The following is a 17624-nucleotide window of genomic DNA, read 5'->3' on the forward strand; positions in this document are numbered from 1 at the left end:
TACCGAGTGGATCTCAATACCAATGAGAACGGCCACCGATCGCGCGACCCGTAGCACCCAGGATTGCAAGTACGGCCCCGACGACGAGAAGGATCACCCCGATCGTGGTGAGGATCGAGATTCCCGTCAGTAATCCGACCACCAACAGAACCAAGCCCAGAATGATCATCACGTCACCTCGCTGTGTTCTCCGCCGCCGGACGGCTTCGGAATCTTGTTCTCAGGTACCCGCACGGCTCGTCCGCGAAACCGGGTCCCGTTCGCAATTTCCCGAAACGTCAAACGATGGCGGAAGCTCTCGCGGAGTGGCATCGTCGGTGACATGCCTACATCGGAGAACCCCGGGGCGAGTGTCCCTGGCGAATACAGCGTTGATGACGAGGACCAACTGCAGCCCGAGGACACGCTCCTCGATCGTGGTGAAGACGACGTTCTGGACGAGGGTTACTCACCACCGGAGCGACCGCTCGCGATGGAACCGCACGACAGCCTCGAGTCGCGTCTCGAAGAAGAGATCCCGGATACCGCGGCCGACGGGCCGGAGGAAGACCGTGCGGATTATCCGTCCCGAGAAGACCAAGTCGGAGACGAGCGATCCGGTCGGCTCGTAGCGCCGGACGAGGGAACGGGGGAGGACGTCGATTCGGACCTCATCGGCAGTGACGTCGGGATAGACGGCGGCGCTGCGTCCGCGGAGGAGGCGGCCGTACACAGCCTGGACGAGGACGAGATCGGCCCGGACGCTTGAACCCGGTGCCGGGTTCTTGCGTGGTTCTCAGCTTTGCGCTGCGTGCTCCACGAGAGTTCTGATGGCCTGTGGATCATCGTGGTCGACGACGGGAAATCCGGCGCCCGGTTCGCCTACCCAGTGCAGCGATATCCCCGGATTGTGGATGTCCGTCCCGTCCGGGAGGAAGAAATGCGGACTGCCCTGCACTTCGGATGCGTGCGTACGGTAGTCACGCATCATCGCTGCCCTCGCCGTGCCTGCGTCGAGGGTTTCGGCGAGGACCTCGGCATCGACGTGTGGGCAGCGCGAGGCGATCTCGACGAGCACGTGATGCAGTGAGATGGTGCGGCTGTCGCGGAAGAACGCGAGCCGGATCGCCATGTCGAGTTCCTCAGCAGCCCTCGAAGACTGGAGCTTCGCAGCGTGGACGGCCTCGTTCGCCGGCAGTGACGTGCACGGCCATGTTGCGGCATCTTCCTGCCACGGCTTCCAGCCGAAATCCGGCTCACATGCGCCCAAGGCGGAAAGCTCGGCGTCGAGGTAGCGTTTCGGAACCGGAAACCTGTTCACGTCTTCGAGGGCGAAGAGCCGGTGGTCGAGGCGGAGACGATCCGATAGGCCCGCAGTGTCGCGCTCCCGAATGAAACGGGCGAGCGCGATGGTCGACCAGCCGCACACCACATCGGTGTAGACCACGACGGTGCCGGGTTCGACTGATATCACAGAAGTCCTCCTTTGCGGTGGCGTTCTCGTTCACCCACCGGGTGCCCCGTAGGAGGATGAGGAAACACGGCGCGGAGCCCTGAGGTTTCGGAGTGGTCCACTGCAGGGTATGCGGTCGTCACACCCGACACATCAAGGAGACGGAACATGGCGAAGTACACGGTGCCCGGATTGAGCGACAAGGACGGCGCGGGAGTGGCTCGCGTACTGCAGGAACGGCTCAGTGCCTACAACGACCTGCACCTGACGTTGAAGCACATCCACTGGAACGTCGTGGGACCGAATTTCATCGGTGTGCACGAGATGATCGATCCGCAAGTGGAACTCGTCCGTGGCTACGCCGACGAGGTGGCGGAGCGTATCGCGGCCCTCGGCGACTCTCCGCTCGGAACGCCTGGTGCCATCGAGAAGTATCGGACCTGGGACGATTATTCGGTCGCTCGCGATACGGCGCAGGCGCATCTTGCGGCGCTCGATCTGGTTTATGACGGACTTATCACCGACAATCGCAAGGCGATATCGAAGGTCGGGAAGATCGATGCGATCACCGAAGACCTTCTCATCGGGCAGACCGGCCAACTCGAAAAGTTCCAATGGTTCGTCCGTGCGCACCTCGAGAACGCATCCGGAACGCTGGCCAACGCCGACGCCCACACCGAGAAGAAGGCGGCGAAATCGGCTCGCTGATCTACATGGACGGGGCTTCGAGACCTCGAATTCCTTTTGTAGGAAGTGGGTTTGACCCCGGACGTGAGGTGGGTAACCCCAAGATATGACGAATTCACCTCACAGCGACCGGCCCACCCCGAGCAGCCGTCTTGCCGGGTGGGCCGGCTACGCCTGTGTCCTCGTCGGGATCGTGGTCATCGCGCTGATACTTGTCGCTGCGGGTGGCGGATTCGAAGGTTGGGTGACAGTGGGGATCATTGGAGGCGTCGTCGTGTTCCTGCTGGGAGCTGTACTGATCACCATCAACTTCCGACGTCGCAGACTCTAGCGTCGTTGCGTCGGTCATACGGCCGGACCAGCCGGGCCCTCGAGCGACGACCGGCCCTCCCTCCACGCGGTGAGCAGATGTTGCGCGAGGCGACCTTCCAGAAATTCGGTGGCGTTTGCACCGAACGAGATGTCTGCAGCACACCCGGGATCCTTCGCGAGCAGATCACCGACCACATCGAAGCGCAGGACCAGTTCATGTACGGCGTCCGCCTCGACGTGCTCCGAATAGAAGGTGATGCATGCAGGCGGGGCCTCGTGACGCTCCAGGGCGGAGACCATCCGTCGGGAGCTCGGTGTCGAGGTGACCTCGGTTGCTGCGAACATACCGATCAGCATCGGTGTCCGTACCCTGTGCAGACCGCACAGGGACATGAAGTTCACGGTCGCGAGGGTCTCCGCAGGCACACACTCGAGATAGCCGAGATAGTCGTCGCTCAGATCGGCCGCAACCAACAGGTCTGCGAACAGCCGAGAGTGCACTCGTTCGGCACGACCGCCGCCGTACTCGTCGAACTCGACCGCGACGAGTGCGGCTTTCGAGCGTCCGGTGAGTCGTGGAATCGCCCACGCGTTCGGGTCGGCTTCTTTGAGGTGATAGATGGACCGGTGCACGAAGAATTCGCGGACTTGCTCCCACGTTCCGTAGGCAGACAGCTGGTGCGAGAGACCCCATGCGTCGTGAGGCTCGTGGCACAAGGCGTCGAGGACCGCGTTCGGATCGTCACATTCGGGGACATCGTGATGCAACGCCTGGAGGAAGAGCTGTTCCAGTTGTGCGCGCACGCCGAGTGGACCGGGCATCCATTCCCATTCGGCGTCGACGCCGTCGAATCCGCGGTAGTGCATTTCGTACAGCACCGTAAGCGCGAGCTGTACGTCTTCGCCGTACGGTTCGCCAGTTACGTGGATCGACCACGGCCCGATATCGGCGGGTGAGCGCAACCGCGAGATGACCTCGTCGGATATCGGCCCCCGCGGTCTGGGTAGAGCCGCTGAATGCACGTCACAGGTACGGATGTGAGATGTCATGGATGGCGAGTACCCGTTTCGGCCTGTGTGGAACCGTCGCGCGGGTGTTCCTCGTAGGTATCGAGGGCAGCGAGTGCATTCCACAGGCCCTCGGCGGCCACGGTGATGGCGGACCACGCACCGGGCAACGGCTGCTCGCGTCGAACTGTCTCCTTGAACGACACGAGGCGCGAACGTGCATCGGGAAGAGCGTTGTCCACGACACGGAGGTAGGGCTCTCGATGGTGAGCGGGATCCCACGTGAGTTCGTCGAACGCGGTCGAGAAAGTCTCGAGCAGCTCTGCTCCGTCCTGATGGAGTTGTTCGCAGCCGGGGGTAGCGGAACCTTCCACCGAAGCATCAGAGGCGACGATCGTCTCGACTGCGACCTCGATCATCGAGACGTGTAGCAGGGACTGCTTTCCCTGCCTTCGTGGAGTGCAGCCCGGGCGCCGGTCGACTTGTAGAGTTCCCACACCCATTGCTGCTTCCGGTCGCCGTCGTGCTTGCCGTCCCGCAGCCCGTCCGCAAGGTCGGCAAGCAGCGAGGACAGCTCATGTGCACGGTGCAGGATGAGGTCGCGGGCGGGGGACAGTCGGTCGGGAGGCAGGACCAGGGCGTTGACCAGGACGCCGACGAGCACTCCCAGCGTGACATCGAGGACACGATGGAACACCACGACGGCATCGGTGGCCGTGCCGTACAGCAGGACGAGCAGCGCGGTGATTGCTACCCAGATTCCGTCCGGTGCCAGCCATCGGCTGCGGCCCAGGGCAGTGCCGGCCGCGACTGCAGCGGCCAGTGCCGCGAGTTCGGGCAACGTGCTCGCTGCCAACGCGGCCACGAACACGCCGAGCACGACGACCGTAACCTGCCGTACAGCAGCGGTCACCGAGCTTCGGACCGTGGTGCCGATGATGAACAGGGCGGCGTAGGGCGCGAGGAAGGCTTCCGGACTGTTCAGACCCCGATCGGCAAGCAACCACGCGATCAACACTGCGACAGTGCATTTGACGACCGACACGACGCCGGGGCGTAACAGCGTCCTACGTAGCCGAATGCCTCGACCCCGGGCACCTGGTCGGCGAGGCATTTCGAATCGCAACAGGGTGGCCCCTTTCTTGTGCTGTCATTCCTCCTCACCGGGATACGGCTGTGTTCGGAGTGCGCGGGCCAGGTGCGCGGCGGTGCGGGCAACGGTGGCGTTGGTGGAGGCGACGGCATCGGGTATGCCGTCGAGATCGTTGTAATCGCCCGGAGTCATCGCCTCGCCGTTCCAGTAGGTGCAGCCCTGCGCGGGAATGGTGAGTCCGCAGTCATCGAGCGCCTGGAACAGGGAAGCGACGATGGCGTGAGCTCCATCTTCGTTGCCCACGACCGCGGCGATCGCCACCTTGTCGAACAGGGCGGGGCGTCCGCGGTCGTCGGTTTCGGACAGCTCGGCATCGAGTCGTTCGAGCGCGCGTTTGGCGACGCTGGACATCTGACCGAGCCAGGTCGGGGTCGAGATCAGGAGGATGTCGGCGGCCAGGATGCGCTCGCGGATCTGCGGCCATTGGTCACCGTCACCCATATCGGATTCGACTCCCGGCCGGATGTCGAAGTCGACCAGACGTATCTTGTCGCCGGCCACGTCGTGCTTGCGCAGCTCGGTGAGCACCTGCTCGGCGATCAGGTCGCTGCTCGATGGTGCCGGTGACGGTTTGAGCGAGCAGGTCAAGGCGAGTGCGGTCAGGGATGTCATGTGTGGTCGGGTACCCGCCTCGAGTGCTCTCAACCCGGTGGAACGAGAAGGATCTGAGCAAGAACGGTCAAGCACGCTTGTCGTTCACTGCGCGACACTGGGTTCATGACCGGATCCGGGCGCGACCGACTGCGCGAACTGCTCGATGCCGTCCTCGACGAGGACCACGCGAACCTCGACGACATGGCACGCGGCGCATTCGCGTCACCGTGGCATTTCAGTCGTCAATTCTCGCTCGGCACAGGGGAATCCCCGGTGGCGCTGCGGCGCCGGGTGATGCTCGAGAGGGCGGCGTGGCAGTTGCGCGACGGCCGAGGTGTCACGGAGACCGCCTTCGCCGCGGGGTACAGCTCGGTGGAAGGATTCAGCCGCGCGTTCTCCCGAGCATACGGCTATCCACCGAGCGCGACCGGAGGTCACGCCCTCGCGCCGTCGGGATATTCGCACTGGCTGCCCGCTCCCAACGGAGTCCACTTCCATCCGCCCATGCACCTGTGGGTGGAGGACGGCGCCGGCGGATACGGCCGCGGTGCCTCGGTCGGCCAGGTGACCGCGCAGATGGTCCACCACGATCTCGACGACACGCGGGCACTGCTGAATGCCGCATCGGAGCTGAGCGGGGACGAGTTCGAGCGCGTGAGGTTCCCGGGACTCGTGGTGCTCGAGTGGGACGGTCGCGAAGAGTCGATCGCACAGGTACTCGGCAATCTCGTATGGTCGAAACAGATTTGGCTCGCATCGATGATCGGCGCCGACGAGCCCGTGCGTGCGGACAACGATGCGGCATCGTTGTGCAAGCAGTTCGACGTGATCGCCCCGCAGTGGGCGGAAGCCGTACGGGACATCGACCGACGCAATGCGTGGGGTGATCGCCTGATCGACGCGTTGTGCGACCCGCCTGAGAGCTTCGTGCTCGGTGGCGTTGTCTCACACGTACTCACATTCGCGGCGCACCGGCGACAGCTCGTGCGCCACATGCTGCGCGCCGCCGGCCGCAGCATCGACAACGGGGACCCGCTGGAATGGCAGCGCGGCGCCTCATCACACATGCTCGGAGACGAGCCGGAAGGAAACCCGACATGAGCCGGATGATCTTCTACACCGCGAGCACACTCGACGGATTCATCGCGACGGAGAACCACAGCCTCGACTGGTTGCTGTCGCGCGACATCGACCACGATGGCCCCGGCGGCGGCGCAGCATTCATGTCGCGAATCGGTGCGGCCGCGATGGGTGCCTCGACATATCAGTGGGTCCTGGACTACGCCGGGGTCGACAAGTGGGAGTACGAATTCCCCTGCTGGGTCTTCACCCACCGCGACGGCATGCCGGTTGCGCAGGGGCCCGACGGACCCGGCGATATCCGGTTCACGCAGGACGACGTGCACACGGTGTATGACGAGATGGCAGCCGCCGCAGGCGATCGCGACCTGTGGATGATCGGTGGGGGAGACCTCGCCGGGCAGTTCGCCGACGCGGGCCTGCTCGACGAGCTGATCGTGTCGTTCGCTCCGGTGACGATCGGAGCCGGCGCACCGCTACTGCCGCGACACGTCGAACTCGAACTGACCGATCTCGCACGCAACCGGGAATTCGCGATCGCAACCTACCGTGTGAAGCCGCCGGTCACGCCCGAGCGCTGACCTTGTGACGCCCGTCACCTGCGGGTACCGTCGGGGTCAACCGAAGCGCAGTCCTCGGGGAAGGAGACAAGGCTATGAAGCTCAACCTCTTCGTCGCGTGGTCGGCATTTGCACTCGCCCTCATCGGAGTGATCACGATTGCATTCACCCTGGTTGCCGCCGGATCCGGGCATGGTGGGTTCGCGTTCGCCAGCGGGATTGCCGCAGCTGTGGCCGTCGTACTCGCGATCGGCATGGTGAGCGGTACGGTCAGGCGCGATCATCATCGTCATATCGAGACACCGCATCTGTTCTGACGGTCAGGATTCTGCCAGCCGTTTCTTCTCGGCCTCGACGTCGTAATTCGGTTTCGGCCAGTCGAGGTCGAGACGCTCGAATGCGTCGATGAGTAGTTCCATCACGGCAATGCGGCTGTACCATTTGCGGTCGCACGGCACCACGTACCACGGTGCGTGGTCGGTGTTCGTCTTGTCGAGCATGTCCTGATACGCCTGCTGGTATTCGGGCCACAGTGCACGCTCGTCGACGTCGCTCGGGTTGTATTTCCAGTGCTTGTCGCGGCGCTCGAGTCGCTCGGCGAGACGTTCCTTCTGTTCGTCGAGCGAGACGAACATCGCGACCTTGACGATGGTCGTGCCGTTGTCGGCCAATTCGCGTTCGAATCGGTTGATCTCGTCGTAGCGGCGGCGCCAGACATCTTCGGGCACGAGGTTGCGCACGCGGGCGACGAGGACGTCTTCGTAATGAGATCGGTCGAACACACCAAGCTGGCCGTCGCGGGGGAGAGCCTTGTGAATGCGCCAGAGGAAATGGTGGCGCTTCTCCTCCGCGGTCGGTACGCCGAACGCCGTGTGATCGACACCTTGTGGGTCCACGTGTCCGATGACATTGCGGACCATCCCGCCCTTGCCTGCGGTGTCCATGCCCTGAAGGACCAGCAGCACCGAGCGCTCGTCGCCGACGCGGCCGTTCGCGAAGAGCATCTCCTGCAGGTCCGACAGTGCAGCGCCGCGCTCCTCGATCAGCTTTGTCCCGAGTTCCTTGTCGCCCTCGAAGCCGGGTGTGCCGTTCGAGTCGAGGTCGGCGACCATGTTGTGCGGTCCCGCGCGCAGGGCCTCCACGGCCGGGGTATGCCATCCGTCACTGTCGTGTCCCATGGCGACGAGCGTGCCACACGCGCGTCGGCTCAGTCCGCTTCTTCGATCTGTGTCCGGTAGGGAGGCGGTGAAACGCCGTCGATCATGTGGCTGCCCCACAGGTCGACCTCGGTGATACGTCCAATGGCTGTGGTCGTGCTCCCCTTGCTTGCCGGGATTCGGATCGTCACCTCGGTGCCCGCACCCAACGGCGTGTCGGGCGCGAGTGTGGCACCGAGCCCGCGCAACCGGCCGCGCCAGCGGTGGCGTCCCACGATGGGATCGAAATGCCCGGACAGCTCGACGTCGATGGTGGCGTGCTGCGATCCGACGGTGACCTCGGCGGGCCCCCGGTAGCCGCCGGAGTCGTCGTCCTCGTCGTGGTGTGGGGGCGTCGCATCGGACATGCCCCGAGGTTACACGTAACCGGAGGTTACGTGAACAGTGTCACTCTTCCTCGGTGGGGATCAGTGGATGGGGCTGCGACTTGAAGCGGGCGGGCGAGCCCCCGGCCCCGGCGATCCCGGTCATCCCACCCCACACCATCATCGTCAGGTAGTCGACGAGATCCTCCGCGGTCATGGACTTGTTCGAAATCCACCAGTGCGTGGCCAGCTGGATCGCGCCCACGATGCCGTACGCCCACGGCACCGATCCGCCCGAATCCATCTCGAGCAGGCGCAGACGCTCACCGAGCACCGCCGAAACCAGTTCGGCGATCATGCGCTCGGAGTCGGCGACGACATCGCGGCTCGCCGACGAACTGTTCGACATGACATAGAGGTAGACCTCGGGATCCTCGGCAACCGTCTCGACGTACGTCGAGATCGCGACCCGAGTGAGGTCGTACTCGTCGAGGTCCTCGGATACCGCGGAGTAGATGCGAGGGGCGAGAACCGTCTCGACATACCGCATCATGGTCGCCGTCGTCAGATCGTTCTTGTCGGTGAAGTACCGGTACAGCACGGTCTTGGAGACGCCGATCTCCGCCGCGATCTCGTCCATCCCGATGTCGTGTCCTCGGGTTCGGATCGCGTTGATCGTGCCCTCGACGAGTTCTTCGCGTCGGGCGATCTTGTGCTCGTGCCAACGGCGTTTGCGACCGTCCTGCTTCGTGGGCGGGGAGTCCGTCGCGTCGGGTGTGGGTGAAGGCATCTGTTCGGTACATCCATTCGGTAGATCGTCCGGCTCATCCTACGATGAGGGGCTCGTCCCGAACGGTAATGGTGGGCGCACAGCGCGGTGTCGACGGGCGCAGAGCGCGGTGTCGACGGGCGCAGAGCGCGGTGTCTGCGGTCGAAAGTCGGCACAATGGTCCGGTGCAGTCCATGAATCTCGAAGATGACACCAAGCGTCGCGAACTGCGTCGGATGAAGGCGCTCGCGACGGGCTTTCTGATCGTGGCGGCTGCTGTGTACCTGTTCTGCCGGTGGCAGGAGAGCCGCGGCGCCGGCGCCTGGGTCGGGTACGTCCGCGCGGCGTCGGAGGCGGGCATGGTCGGTGCTCTCGCAGACTGGTTCGCTGTCACCGCCCTCTTCCGTCATCCACTGGGAATTCCGATACCTCACACCGCGATCATCAAGCGGAAGAAGGACCAACTGGGCGCGAGTCTGAGTTCGTTCGTCGGAACCAACTTCCTCGCTCCGGAGGTGGTGTCGGCGAAGGTCGAATCCGCGCGGATTCCGCTGAGGCTGGGTGGCTGGATGGCGCAGCCGCAACATGCCGAGCGGGTTGCGAAAGAGACGTCGACGATCCTGCGCGGCGTGGTGGGCGTCCTGCGTGAGGAGGATATTTCGCAGATCATCGACCACACCATCGTCAAGCGGATCGCCGAGCCGGAATGGGGGCCGCCCCTCGGCAGAATCCTCACCGAACTCCTTGCCGAGGGCCGGCAGCGTCCGCTGATCGACATGCTCGCGGAACGAGCCCATCAGTGGGCGCTCGGGAGCCAGGAGACCATCGACCGCATCATCACCAAGGATTCGCCGTCGTGGTCCCCGAAGTTCGTCGACCTGATGCTGGGCGAGAAGATCCATCGGGAACTGGTCGATTTCACCTGGAAGATCCGTTCCAACCCCGAACACGAGGTCCGGTTGGCTGTCGAGAAGTTCCTCGTCGACTATGCGCGGGATCTGCAGTACGACCCGGTGACCATTGCGAAGGCCGAGAAGCTCAAGGCCGAGATCATGGGGCGCGAGGAGATCACACAGCTGGCATCCGCGACGTGGAAGGTCGCAAAGCGCATGATCCTCGAATCCGTCGACGACCCCGACAGCACGCTGCGCCGGAAGGTGGCCGAGAACGTCGAGCGTCTGGGTGTTCGGCTGAATGAAGATGCGGAGATGCGCGGCAAGGTCGATCAGTGGCTGCTCGCAGGCGTCCGATTCATCGCGGCGAACTATGCGGACGAGATCACCTCGGTGATCCGCGAGACCGTCGAGCGCTGGGATGCTGAAGAGGCGAGTCGCAAGATCGAGCTCGCCGTCGGGCGGGATCTGCAGTTCATCCGTATCAACGGCACCGTCGTGGGCGCACTGGCCGGGCTGGCCATCTACACGATCTCCGAGTTGTTGTTCGCGTGATATGCACCACTTGCTAGCAGAGTGCTTGCTGTAGCTAGCACCTCTCCGTACGCTGGGTCCCATGTCCACGAATCGAGAATCGGCCGAACAGGTCGGCGGCGAGCGGGACGGGAACATAGGGCCTGCAGGCGACGCGGGGCCCACCGATATCGCGGCCCGGGTAGTCAACAATGCGGCCCAGGACATCGGAAGCTTCATACGTGCTCAGCGTGAAGGCGCCCAGGTGTCGCTGCGGCAGCTGTCGCAGTTGGCCGGGGTGAGCAACCCGTACCTCAGCCAGATCGAACGTGGACTGCGCAAACCGTCCGCGGAAGTGCTTGCACAGATCGCGAAAGGACTGCGGCTGTCCGCCGAGGTCCTCTACGTACGAGCAGGAATCCTCGAGGAGCGACCTCGTAGTGCGGTGCGCGACGCGCTGCTCGCCGACCTCGCGCTCTCGGAGCGGCAGAAGCAGGTCCTGCTCGACATCTACGACTCGTTCTGTCGCGAGAGCGAGGGGGTCCCGGCGGAACAGGTGTCCCGAAACGCCGCCGACCGCGTGAATCCCACAGACCGCGTGAATCCCACAGACCGCGTGAATCCCACAGACTTCGACGAGGAGAACTGACATGACAGATCCCAACGTTGCACTTCGTACATCGCTCTACGCTGCTGTAGGTGCCGGCGACGCCGTCGTTCAGGCCGTCGCTGACGTCGTTGCTCAGGTGCGTGAGCGCGCCGAATTCACCCAGTCCGACGTCAATGACCGCGTCGAGACCGCACGCGAGCGCATCGCCTCGGTCCCGGCCGATCTGACCGAGACCATCGAGTCCCTGCGGTCCCGGCTGGGCGAGCTGCCCGCCGAGCTTCCCGAGGAGCTCGCCGACCTGCGCGAACGCTTCAGCGCCGAGGAACTGCGCAAGGTCGCCGAGGCTTACCTGAAGGTCGCATCCGACCTCTACACGGCATTCGCAGAGCGCGGCGAGGAAACCATCGAGCGCCTGCGTCAGCAGCCCGCTGTCGAAGAGCGTCTCGGTCGCGCCGAGGCGGCCTTCGGTGACGTCGTAGATCTCACCGAGGATGCTCTCGGCACAGTCGCCCGGCAGACGCGCGCTGTCGGTGAGCAGGCCGCCAAGTTCGCCGGACTCACTGCGGACCGCATCACCGACACGGCCGGCGAGGTCGGACACGCAATCACAGAAGCCGCGGACGACGCGGCTCTGCGCATCCTCGAGCTCGGCGATCAGGCCGAGGAGGTCGGTGGCGATGCGGCAGCGCGCGTCGAATCCGTGAAGGAAGACGTGGACGAGGCCGCGGCGGCAGCGACCACGAAGGTCGAGGAGGCCGCGAAGACGGAGGCTGCTCCGGCCGGTGCAACGGCATCGCAGCCGTCTCCCGCGAAGGCCCCCGCCAAGAAGGCGCCGGCAAAGACTGTTGCGGCTCCCGCCAAGGCTGCTGCAAAGGCCCCCGCCAAGAAGGCTGCGCCCCGCAAGACCACCGGCGCCTGACCTCTGCAACCCGGTTCGGCCGGGATCGATGTCGAACGGCTCCCGCGCGCAGGTTTGCGCGGGAGCCGTTTCTCGTAGACTGGCTTTGTGCCGAATGTCGATTCTCTTGCCGGTCTGATCATGCTCGCTCTACAGGTCATTGCACTCGTAGGGGCGGGGTTCGCGTTGTTCCACGCGGTTCGCCAGCCCTCCGAGGCATTTCCTGCGGTCGACAAGCTCACCAAACCCGTGTGGCTCGGAATTCTCGCGGCGGCGCTGCTCGTCCTCCTGCTCTTCGGGGCGGTCGGGATGCTCGGCATCATCGCCGTGGTTGCGGTCTGCGTGTATCTGGTGGATGTGCGCCCGCGCGTCGAAGAAGTCCAGAAACCGCGCTGGTAGCGGCGAACTGCACCGATCGGCGAGCGTCTCGGCCGACTACTTGACAAGTGTGATCCAGATAATGACACTTCGAGTAACGGGTAACGAACGAGGCGAGGTGGTTCGCGATGTCTTCCACTCGAACCCACGGGTCGATCGAGCGTGCGCCCGGTCGGGTGCGTGGGTCGTCCGCAGCCGATGGAAAGCAGGGCACGGCGCAACGACTCCTGGATTCCTCGGCGCGTAAATCCTACGATCCCGCGCTGGAAATCGACTGGGACGCCCCGATCCCGGACGACAAATACGGCATGACCCCCGAATGGTCGAGCCTGTACGGCACCGACCTGTGGGAGCGGATGTCCGAGCAGCAGCGGATCACCCTCACCACGCACGAAGCAGCCAGCATCGCAGGCACCGGCATCTGGTTCGAGATGATCCTCATGCAGATGCTCATCCGGGACCTGTACCGGCAAGACCCTTCCAGCGCGTACGTCCAGTTCGGTCTCACCGAAATCGCCGACGAATGCCGGCACTCGATCATGTTCGCGCGCTCGGCGCAGCGACTCGGAGTTCCGTCGTACCGGCCGAAGCGGTGGATCCGCACGAGCGGACGAGGGTTCAAGGCCGTCGCGTCGGGTGCGCTCGCGTTCGGCGCCACATTGTTCGCCGAAGAGATCCTGGACATGATGCAGCGCGATTTCATGCGCGACGACCGGGTCCAGCCGCTCACCCGGACGGTCAGTCACATCCATGTTGTCGAAGAGTCACGGCACATCAGATATGCACGCGAGGAAACCGAGCGCAGGATGCGCAACGCCACGCGAATTCAGCGGGCGTACGTACGCATGCACCTGGGCGTGTCCGGATATCTGATCGTCACGAATCTGGTCAACGACCAGGTGTACGCAGCCGCCGGACTCGACATCGCCGAAGCGAAGGCCGCGGCGCGTGCGAATACGCATTACCACGACAAGTTGCGACAGGGCACGCGGCGAACGGTCGAGTTCCTCGACTCCGTAGGTCTCGTCGGTGGTCCCTCGGCGCGGTTGCTCCGCAGGGCGCACGTCCTCTGAATTCAGACCGGATACGAACGAAATCGATTGCCGGGCACCCGGCAGGCACTCAGGAGAACACCAGTGAAGAAGTTCACCCGCAGTCGGACCGTGCTGCTCGCTGCAGGGGCGAGCGCCCTCGCTGGTGCCGCAGTGGCCGCGGTGGCGGCTCGTCGTGCCCGGTCCACGGTGGTGCGGACGAAGGATGTGGCTCCCCACGCATTGCTCTCCACTCCGACCCTGGAGGCAGAGGAGATCGAAGTCCGGACCGACGACGGGGCCAGGCTTCGCGTGCTCGCCTACGGTGATCCCGATGCGCAGTTACTCGTGTTCAGCCACGGGTGGACGTGCAGCGGAATGTACTGGACTCCGCAGATCAACGCATTCGCCGACCGATACCGCGTCGTCGTCTACGACCAGCGCGGACACGGCGCCAGCGAGGTGGGCACGCGTCGGCTCGGGCCCGACGTTCTCGCCGAGGACCTGTCCGCGGTCCTCGACGCAGTGGTCCCGGCCGGACGCAAAGCGGTCCTCGCCGGGCACAGCATGGGCGGGATGAGCATCATCGCGTGGGCCGAGAGATTCCCCGAGCAGGTCTCGCAGAAGGTCGCGGGTGTGCTCCTGGCCAGCACCGGAATGGACAACCTCGTCGCGGACACGGCGTTGCTCGCGCTCCCCGAGCGATTTCCGCGGGTTCCGGTGAAGGCGGCGCGTCCGTTGCTAGGTGCGACGGTGCCGTTCTACGACTCGAAGTTGACGACTCGAGCTCTCAAATACGTGGCCCTCTCACCGTCCGCAACCGATGCCGAGGTCGACTTCTGTCAGAAGATCGTGCTCGGCTGCCCTCCGCGCACACGCGGTGGCTGGGGTGTTGCACTGAGCACGCTCGACATCCACGAGGGCCTCGGGAACCTCGACGTACCCACGACCGTGCTTGTCGGCTCTGCCGACCGGCTCACACCTCCGGTACATGCGCGACGGCTCGCGGCCGGCCTCGAGCAGGCCGGAAATCTCGAGCGGCTCGTCGTTCTGGACGGCGTCGGCCACATGAGTTCCGTCGAAGCCATCGACGCGTTCGACGACGAAGTGCTGCACCTGGTGGAGCGCGTCGGAATCACCGTCTCCTAGCTCTAGTTGAAGATCACGGTCTTCCGGCCGTGCACGAGGACCCGATCCTCGAGGTGCCAGCGCAGACCACGGGACAGGACGAGTTTCTCCACGTCGCGTCCCTGCCGCACCATGTCGGCGACGCTGTCGTTGTGGCTCACCCGGATGACGTCCTGCTCGATGATCGGACCCGCGTCGAGTTCTGCCGTCACGTAGTGGCACGTCGCGCCGATGAGCTTCACACCGCGAGTGAAGGCCTGATGGTACGGCCGGGCACCCACGAACGACGGCAGGAAGCTGTGATGGATGTTGATGGCGCGGCCAGCCCAGTGGTCGCACAGGTCGGCAGGCAGGACCTGCATGAACCGTGCGAGGACGACGGCGTGTGGATTGTGCGAGTCGACGATCTTGCGAACCTGTTCGAACGCCGGGCCGCGTTCGGCGGGATCGGACGGGAACGAGACGTAGTGGTAGTCGATGCCGTGGCGACGCGCGACCTTCTCGAGGTCGCGGTGGTTGCCGACGACAGCGCACACCTCGGCCTGGAGCTCACCGGCCGCGACCCGGCCGAGCAGGTCGTGCAGGCAGTGCGCTTCCTTGCTGACGAGCAGCACCACACGCTTGCGCTGGCCGGTGTCGGACAGCGTCCACTCGGTGTCCGGGCCGATCCCGTCCGCCACCACGGCGAACTTCTCCCGCAGCTCATCGATGCCGAACGGGATGGACGAGGCCCGCACCGCCTGCCGGGTGAAGAACCAGCCGCTGTCCTGATCGGCATGATAGGCGGCCTCGACGATCGAACCTCCGACCTCCGCGAGGAACGTGGAGATCTTCGCGACGATCCCGGTGCTGTCGGGGCAGCCCAGGGTCAACACGTAACGGCGGTCGTCGGTCGAGGTGGAACGAGTCATACTCGCGATTGTGTCAGGTGCCCCGAAGCAGCGGTCGGCGGACGTCGCACGGTCGCGGTGCCCACGAGCGTGGTGAAGTCGATCGTGTGGAGACCGCGCGCCGTCACCTCGTCCGCGATGCCGCGTCGCACCGCCGCGATCTGTTCGTCGTCGAGACCGTTCAGCGCCGCCCGGTACCCGGTACCGGTCACGAGATTCCAGCAGAGCTCGTCGGTCGCGGGCAGCAGGTTCGACAGGACACGCACGTCGACGGAGTGGGTGCCGGCGTCGGCGAGCCACGCTTCGAACGTGTCGGGAGTGTCGATCTCGTGGAGTGGAGTCCGCGCACGGAGCGACCCGCGCTCGGCGAGGTCGGCGTTGAAGTGCGATGCGACGTCGAACACCACCTGCCCGTACTCCTCCATGGATCCGTCCTGCCACACTGTCACTCCGACACGGCCGCCGTGGCGTACGAGGCCTACGAGGCGTGCGAACGCCCGATGCATGTCGGGAAGGAAGAACACGCCGTAGGAGATCGCGAGCGCGTCGTACCCCTCGGCAGGAATGTCCGACGGCGCCTCCCATGTCGTGACGTCCGCACACACGAAGTCGATGTTCTGCAGTGCCCGTGCTTCGGCGATCAGCCGGGCCTTCTCCAGGAGATCAGCGGAGATGTCGACGCCGTGCACGCGCCCGGACGGGCCCACCGCCGCCGCGGCCGGGAGTGCGGACGCACCGGCGCCGCAACACGCGTCCAGCACCGTGTCGCCGGGGCGGAGTCCGAGCTGGAAAGCCAACGCCCTCCCGGCAGGACCCCACACCGTCTCGGTGAGGAGATCGAAGGTGTCGCTCGCGTCGTCGAACGTCCGGGCCGTGTCCGCCGTATCGTCGCCCATGCGGTGAATCTAGCCGAGCTCGTAGAACGGTGGAGCGTAGCGGAATGTCCCCGTCGTGTCGGAATCGTACGAGCTCAGCGCACGGGCTTGGAAATGCGCTGTCGCCCATGCCTCGACGTCGGGAGTGATTCCCAGCTCGACGGCCGGGACGAAGCCGAATCGAGGGTAGTACTCGAGGTGGCCGAGCAGGACCACGATGCTTTCATCGAGTGCATCGGCCGCGCCGAGAACCGCGTGCATCAGCGCGGCACCGGCGCCTGTGCCCTGCTGGTCGGGGCGGACCCCGATCGGGCCGAGCGCGAGTGCAGCGGAGCCGTCGATGCTCGCGCGTGTCACGCACACGTGCCCGATGACGGTTCCGGTGGAGTCCTCCGCGACGAGTGACAATTGCGGTATCCAGGCGGGACCGGCGCGCAGTGCCACGACCAGGCCGGGTTCGACGGGCTCGTGACCGGCCGGTGTGGACGCCCGGAACGCGTCGTGATGGATCGCCGTTATGGTGTCGGCGTCGGAGGGGAGTTCTCTGCGGATCAGCACGCTCGCAGTGTGCGCCGACGTCGTCGAGCCCGGCAAACGATTTTCGCGTGTGGAAAGCTGACGGTATGCCGGATTCCACGTTCTCCCGCTCACAGGTCGCCTCGATGATCGACCACACCCTGCTCAAGCCCGAAGCGTCCGCCGCGGATGTGCGGACACTCGTCGACGAAGCCCGGGATCTCGGTGTGTACGCGGTGTGTGTCTCGCCGTCGATGCTGCCGGTCCGCGCGGACGGTGTGGTCGTCGCGACAGTGGTGGGCTTCCCGTCCGGTAAGCATCACTCACTCGTCAAAGGGGCCGAAGCGCGCCTCGCCGTCGACCAGGGCGCCCGCGAGGTGGACATGGTCATCGACCTCGGAGCTGCGGTCGCGGGTGAGTACAACGCCGTGCTCGCCGACATTCTCACCGTCCGCGAGGCGATCGGGTTCGATGCGGTACTCAAGGTGATCATCGAATCGGCAGTGCTCTCGGACGAGGCGATCGTCGAGGTGTGCCGTGTCGCGGAGAAGGCCGGCGCGAACTTCGTCAAGACCTCCACCGGGTTCCATCCCGCCGGCGGCGCTTCGGAGCACGCAGTGAAGATCATGGCGGAGACGGTCGGTGGCAGGCTCGGGGTCAAGGCGAGCGGCGGCATCCGCACCGCGGAGGCCGCGGTGCGGATGCTCGAAGCCGGAGCCACTCGGCTGGGTCTGTCCGGTAGCCGTGCGGTGCTCGACGGGCTCCCGGATTGACC

The 17624-nt window shown here is 65.0% G+C and carries 25 protein-coding genes; 13 read left to right on the forward strand and 12 right to left on the reverse strand.

Annotated elements, in window-relative coordinates; translation table 11 throughout:
* Positions 1 to 13: 13 nt before the first annotated feature.
* Positions 14 to 169, reverse strand: coding sequence for a DUF6131 family protein (locus ACZ46K_RS12795; RefSeq protein ID WP_330134561.1), 156 nt, complete (start codon positions 167 to 169; stop codon positions 14 to 16).
* Positions 170 to 322: 153 nt separating this feature from the next.
* On the opposite strand from ACZ46K_RS12795, the gene ACZ46K_RS12800 reads away from it, so the two are divergent.
* Positions 323 to 748 (forward strand): DUF5709 domain-containing protein, encoded by a 426-nt coding sequence (locus ACZ46K_RS12800; protein WP_464748565.1) that lies wholly within the window; start codon positions 323 to 325, stop codon positions 746 to 748.
* A gap of 27 nt (positions 749 to 775) precedes the next feature.
* Here the strand turns inward: ACZ46K_RS12800 and ACZ46K_RS12805 are convergent, their stop codons facing one another.
* Entirely contained in the window at positions 776 to 1453 is a 678-nt protein-coding gene (locus ACZ46K_RS12805; protein WP_464748567.1) for a DsbA family oxidoreductase, read from the reverse strand.
* Between the two features lie 147 nt (positions 1454 to 1600).
* Here ACZ46K_RS12805 and ACZ46K_RS12810 point away from each other — a divergent pair, with 147 nt between their 5' ends.
* Together ACZ46K_RS12810 and ACZ46K_RS12815 are read left to right on the forward strand one after the other, a co-directional pair.
* A complete protein-coding gene (locus ACZ46K_RS12810; RefSeq protein WP_054805403.1) occupies positions 1601 to 2140 on the forward strand; it encodes a Dps family protein in 540 nt (179 codons plus the stop codon).
* Between the two features lie 85 nt (positions 2141 to 2225).
* Positions 2226 to 2450, forward strand: a complete 225-nt coding sequence (locus tag ACZ46K_RS12815; protein ID WP_054805402.1) for a hypothetical protein — start codon at positions 2226 to 2228, stop codon at positions 2448 to 2450.
* Between the two features lie 14 nt (positions 2451 to 2464).
* Here ACZ46K_RS12815 and ACZ46K_RS12820 read toward each other — a convergent pair whose 3' ends face one another.
* The 4 genes from ACZ46K_RS12820 to ACZ46K_RS12835 form a co-directional block, all read right to left on the reverse strand.
* Entirely contained in the window at positions 2465 to 3481 is a 1017-nt protein-coding gene (locus tag ACZ46K_RS12820) for an iron-containing redox enzyme family protein (protein WP_464748569.1), read from the reverse strand.
* Positions 3478 to 3858, reverse strand: a complete 381-nt coding sequence (locus ACZ46K_RS12825) for a hypothetical protein (RefSeq protein WP_464748571.1) — start codon at positions 3856 to 3858, stop codon at positions 3478 to 3480. Before ACZ46K_RS12825 ends, ACZ46K_RS12820 begins: the two co-directional genes overlap by 4 nt.
* A complete protein-coding gene (locus ACZ46K_RS12830; protein ID WP_464748573.1) occupies positions 3855 to 4484 on the reverse strand; it encodes an FUSC family protein in 630 nt (209 codons plus the stop codon). Before ACZ46K_RS12830 ends, ACZ46K_RS12825 begins: the two co-directional genes overlap by 4 nt.
* Before the next feature lie 105 nt (positions 4485 to 4589).
* Positions 4590 to 5204 (reverse strand): flavodoxin family protein, encoded by a 615-nt coding sequence (locus tag ACZ46K_RS12835; RefSeq protein ID WP_054809734.1) that lies wholly within the window; start codon positions 5202 to 5204, stop codon positions 4590 to 4592.
* Positions 5205 to 5309: 105 nt separating this feature from the next.
* On the opposite strand from ACZ46K_RS12835, the gene ACZ46K_RS12840 reads away from it, so the two are divergent.
* The 3 genes from ACZ46K_RS12840 (at position 5310) to ACZ46K_RS12850 (ending at position 7143) form a co-directional block, all read left to right on the forward strand.
* Positions 5310 to 6287 (forward strand): helix-turn-helix domain-containing protein, encoded by a 978-nt coding sequence (locus ACZ46K_RS12840; RefSeq protein ID WP_464748575.1) that lies wholly within the window; start codon positions 5310 to 5312, stop codon positions 6285 to 6287.
* Positions 6284 to 6847 carry a dihydrofolate reductase family protein gene (locus tag ACZ46K_RS12845; RefSeq protein ID WP_464748577.1) on the forward strand — a complete coding sequence of 188 codons (564 nt, stop codon included), beginning with the start codon at positions 6284 to 6286 and terminating at the stop codon, positions 6845 to 6847. The genes ACZ46K_RS12840 and ACZ46K_RS12845 overlap by 4 nt, the downstream gene beginning before the upstream one ends.
* A 74-nt stretch (positions 6848 to 6921) precedes the next feature.
* Positions 6922 to 7143 carry a hypothetical protein gene (locus ACZ46K_RS12850; protein ID WP_054805400.1) on the forward strand — a complete coding sequence of 74 codons (222 nt, stop codon included), beginning with the start codon at positions 6922 to 6924 and terminating at the stop codon, positions 7141 to 7143.
* A 3-nt stretch (positions 7144 to 7146) separates the two neighbouring features.
* Here the strand turns inward: ACZ46K_RS12850 and ACZ46K_RS12855 are convergent, their stop codons facing one another.
* Genes ACZ46K_RS12855 through ACZ46K_RS12865 form a run of 3 tightly spaced genes read right to left on the reverse strand, consistent with a single transcriptional unit; the run spans position 7147 to position 9138 of the window.
* Complete coding sequence (locus ACZ46K_RS12855) at positions 7147 to 8004, reverse strand: polyphosphate kinase 2 family protein (RefSeq protein ID WP_464748579.1); 858 nt, start codon at positions 8002 to 8004, stop codon at positions 7147 to 7149.
* 29 nt (positions 8005 to 8033) lie between these two features.
* Positions 8034 to 8390, reverse strand: coding sequence for a DUF4873 domain-containing protein (locus tag ACZ46K_RS12860; RefSeq protein ID WP_054805398.1), 357 nt, complete (start codon positions 8388 to 8390; stop codon positions 8034 to 8036).
* Positions 8391 to 8430: 40 nt separating this feature from the next.
* On the reverse strand, positions 8431 to 9138 hold the full coding sequence (locus tag ACZ46K_RS12865) for a TetR/AcrR family transcriptional regulator (protein WP_054805397.1): 708 nt from the start codon (positions 9136 to 9138) through the stop codon (positions 8431 to 8433).
* A gap of 173 nt (positions 9139 to 9311) precedes the next feature.
* On the opposite strand from ACZ46K_RS12865, the gene ACZ46K_RS12870 reads away from it, so the two are divergent.
* From ACZ46K_RS12870 to ACZ46K_RS12895, 6 genes are all read left to right on the forward strand, one after another.
* Complete coding sequence (locus tag ACZ46K_RS12870; RefSeq protein ID WP_464748581.1) at positions 9312 to 10565, forward strand: DUF445 domain-containing protein; 1254 nt, start codon at positions 9312 to 9314, stop codon at positions 10563 to 10565.
* A 61-nt stretch (positions 10566 to 10626) separates the two neighbouring features.
* On the forward strand, positions 10627 to 11172 hold the full coding sequence (locus tag ACZ46K_RS12875) for a helix-turn-helix domain-containing protein (protein WP_464748583.1): 546 nt from the start codon (positions 10627 to 10629) through the stop codon (positions 11170 to 11172).
* Between the two features lies 1 nt (position 11173).
* The gene (locus ACZ46K_RS12880) at positions 11174 to 12052 is read left to right on the forward strand and encodes a heparin-binding hemagglutinin (protein WP_464748585.1); all 879 of its coding nucleotides are present in this window, start codon (positions 11174 to 11176) and stop codon (positions 12050 to 12052) included.
* Positions 12053 to 12139: 87 nt separating this feature from the next.
* The gene (locus ACZ46K_RS12885) at positions 12140 to 12430 is read left to right on the forward strand and encodes a DUF2516 family protein (RefSeq protein ID WP_464748588.1); all 291 of its coding nucleotides are present in this window, start codon (positions 12140 to 12142) and stop codon (positions 12428 to 12430) included.
* A gap of 107 nt (positions 12431 to 12537) precedes the next feature.
* The gene (locus tag ACZ46K_RS12890) at positions 12538 to 13482 is read left to right on the forward strand and encodes an AurF N-oxygenase family protein (RefSeq protein ID WP_054805396.1); all 945 of its coding nucleotides are present in this window, start codon (positions 12538 to 12540) and stop codon (positions 13480 to 13482) included.
* 63 nt (positions 13483 to 13545) lie between these two features.
* Positions 13546 to 14589 (forward strand): alpha/beta fold hydrolase, encoded by a 1044-nt coding sequence (locus ACZ46K_RS12895; protein WP_464748591.1) that lies wholly within the window; start codon positions 13546 to 13548, stop codon positions 14587 to 14589.
* 2 nt (positions 14590 to 14591) lie between these two features.
* Here the strand turns inward: ACZ46K_RS12895 and purU are convergent, their stop codons facing one another.
* From purU to ACZ46K_RS12910, 3 genes are read right to left on the reverse strand one after another with little or no spacing between them, the layout of a single operon-like run.
* Entirely contained in the window at positions 14592 to 15479 is an 888-nt protein-coding gene (gene purU, locus ACZ46K_RS12900; protein WP_054805395.1) for a formyltetrahydrofolate deformylase, read from the reverse strand.
* Positions 15476 to 16354, reverse strand: coding sequence for a class I SAM-dependent methyltransferase (locus tag ACZ46K_RS12905; protein ID WP_464748593.1), 879 nt, complete (start codon positions 16352 to 16354; stop codon positions 15476 to 15478). Before ACZ46K_RS12905 ends, purU begins: the two co-directional genes overlap by 4 nt.
* A gap of 9 nt (positions 16355 to 16363) precedes the next feature.
* A complete protein-coding gene (locus ACZ46K_RS12910) occupies positions 16364 to 16891 on the reverse strand; it encodes a GNAT family N-acetyltransferase (protein WP_464748595.1) in 528 nt (175 codons plus the stop codon).
* 65 nt (positions 16892 to 16956) lie between these two features.
* Here ACZ46K_RS12910 and deoC point away from each other — a divergent pair, with 65 nt between their 5' ends.
* Positions 16957 to 17622 (forward strand): deoxyribose-phosphate aldolase, encoded by a 666-nt coding sequence (deoC, locus tag ACZ46K_RS12915; protein WP_054810444.1) that lies wholly within the window; start codon positions 16957 to 16959, stop codon positions 17620 to 17622.
* The last annotated feature ends 2 nt before the right edge of the window (positions 17623 to 17624 follow it).

The sequence above is a fragment of the Rhodococcus sp. JCM 9793 genome (assembly GCF_055380405.1).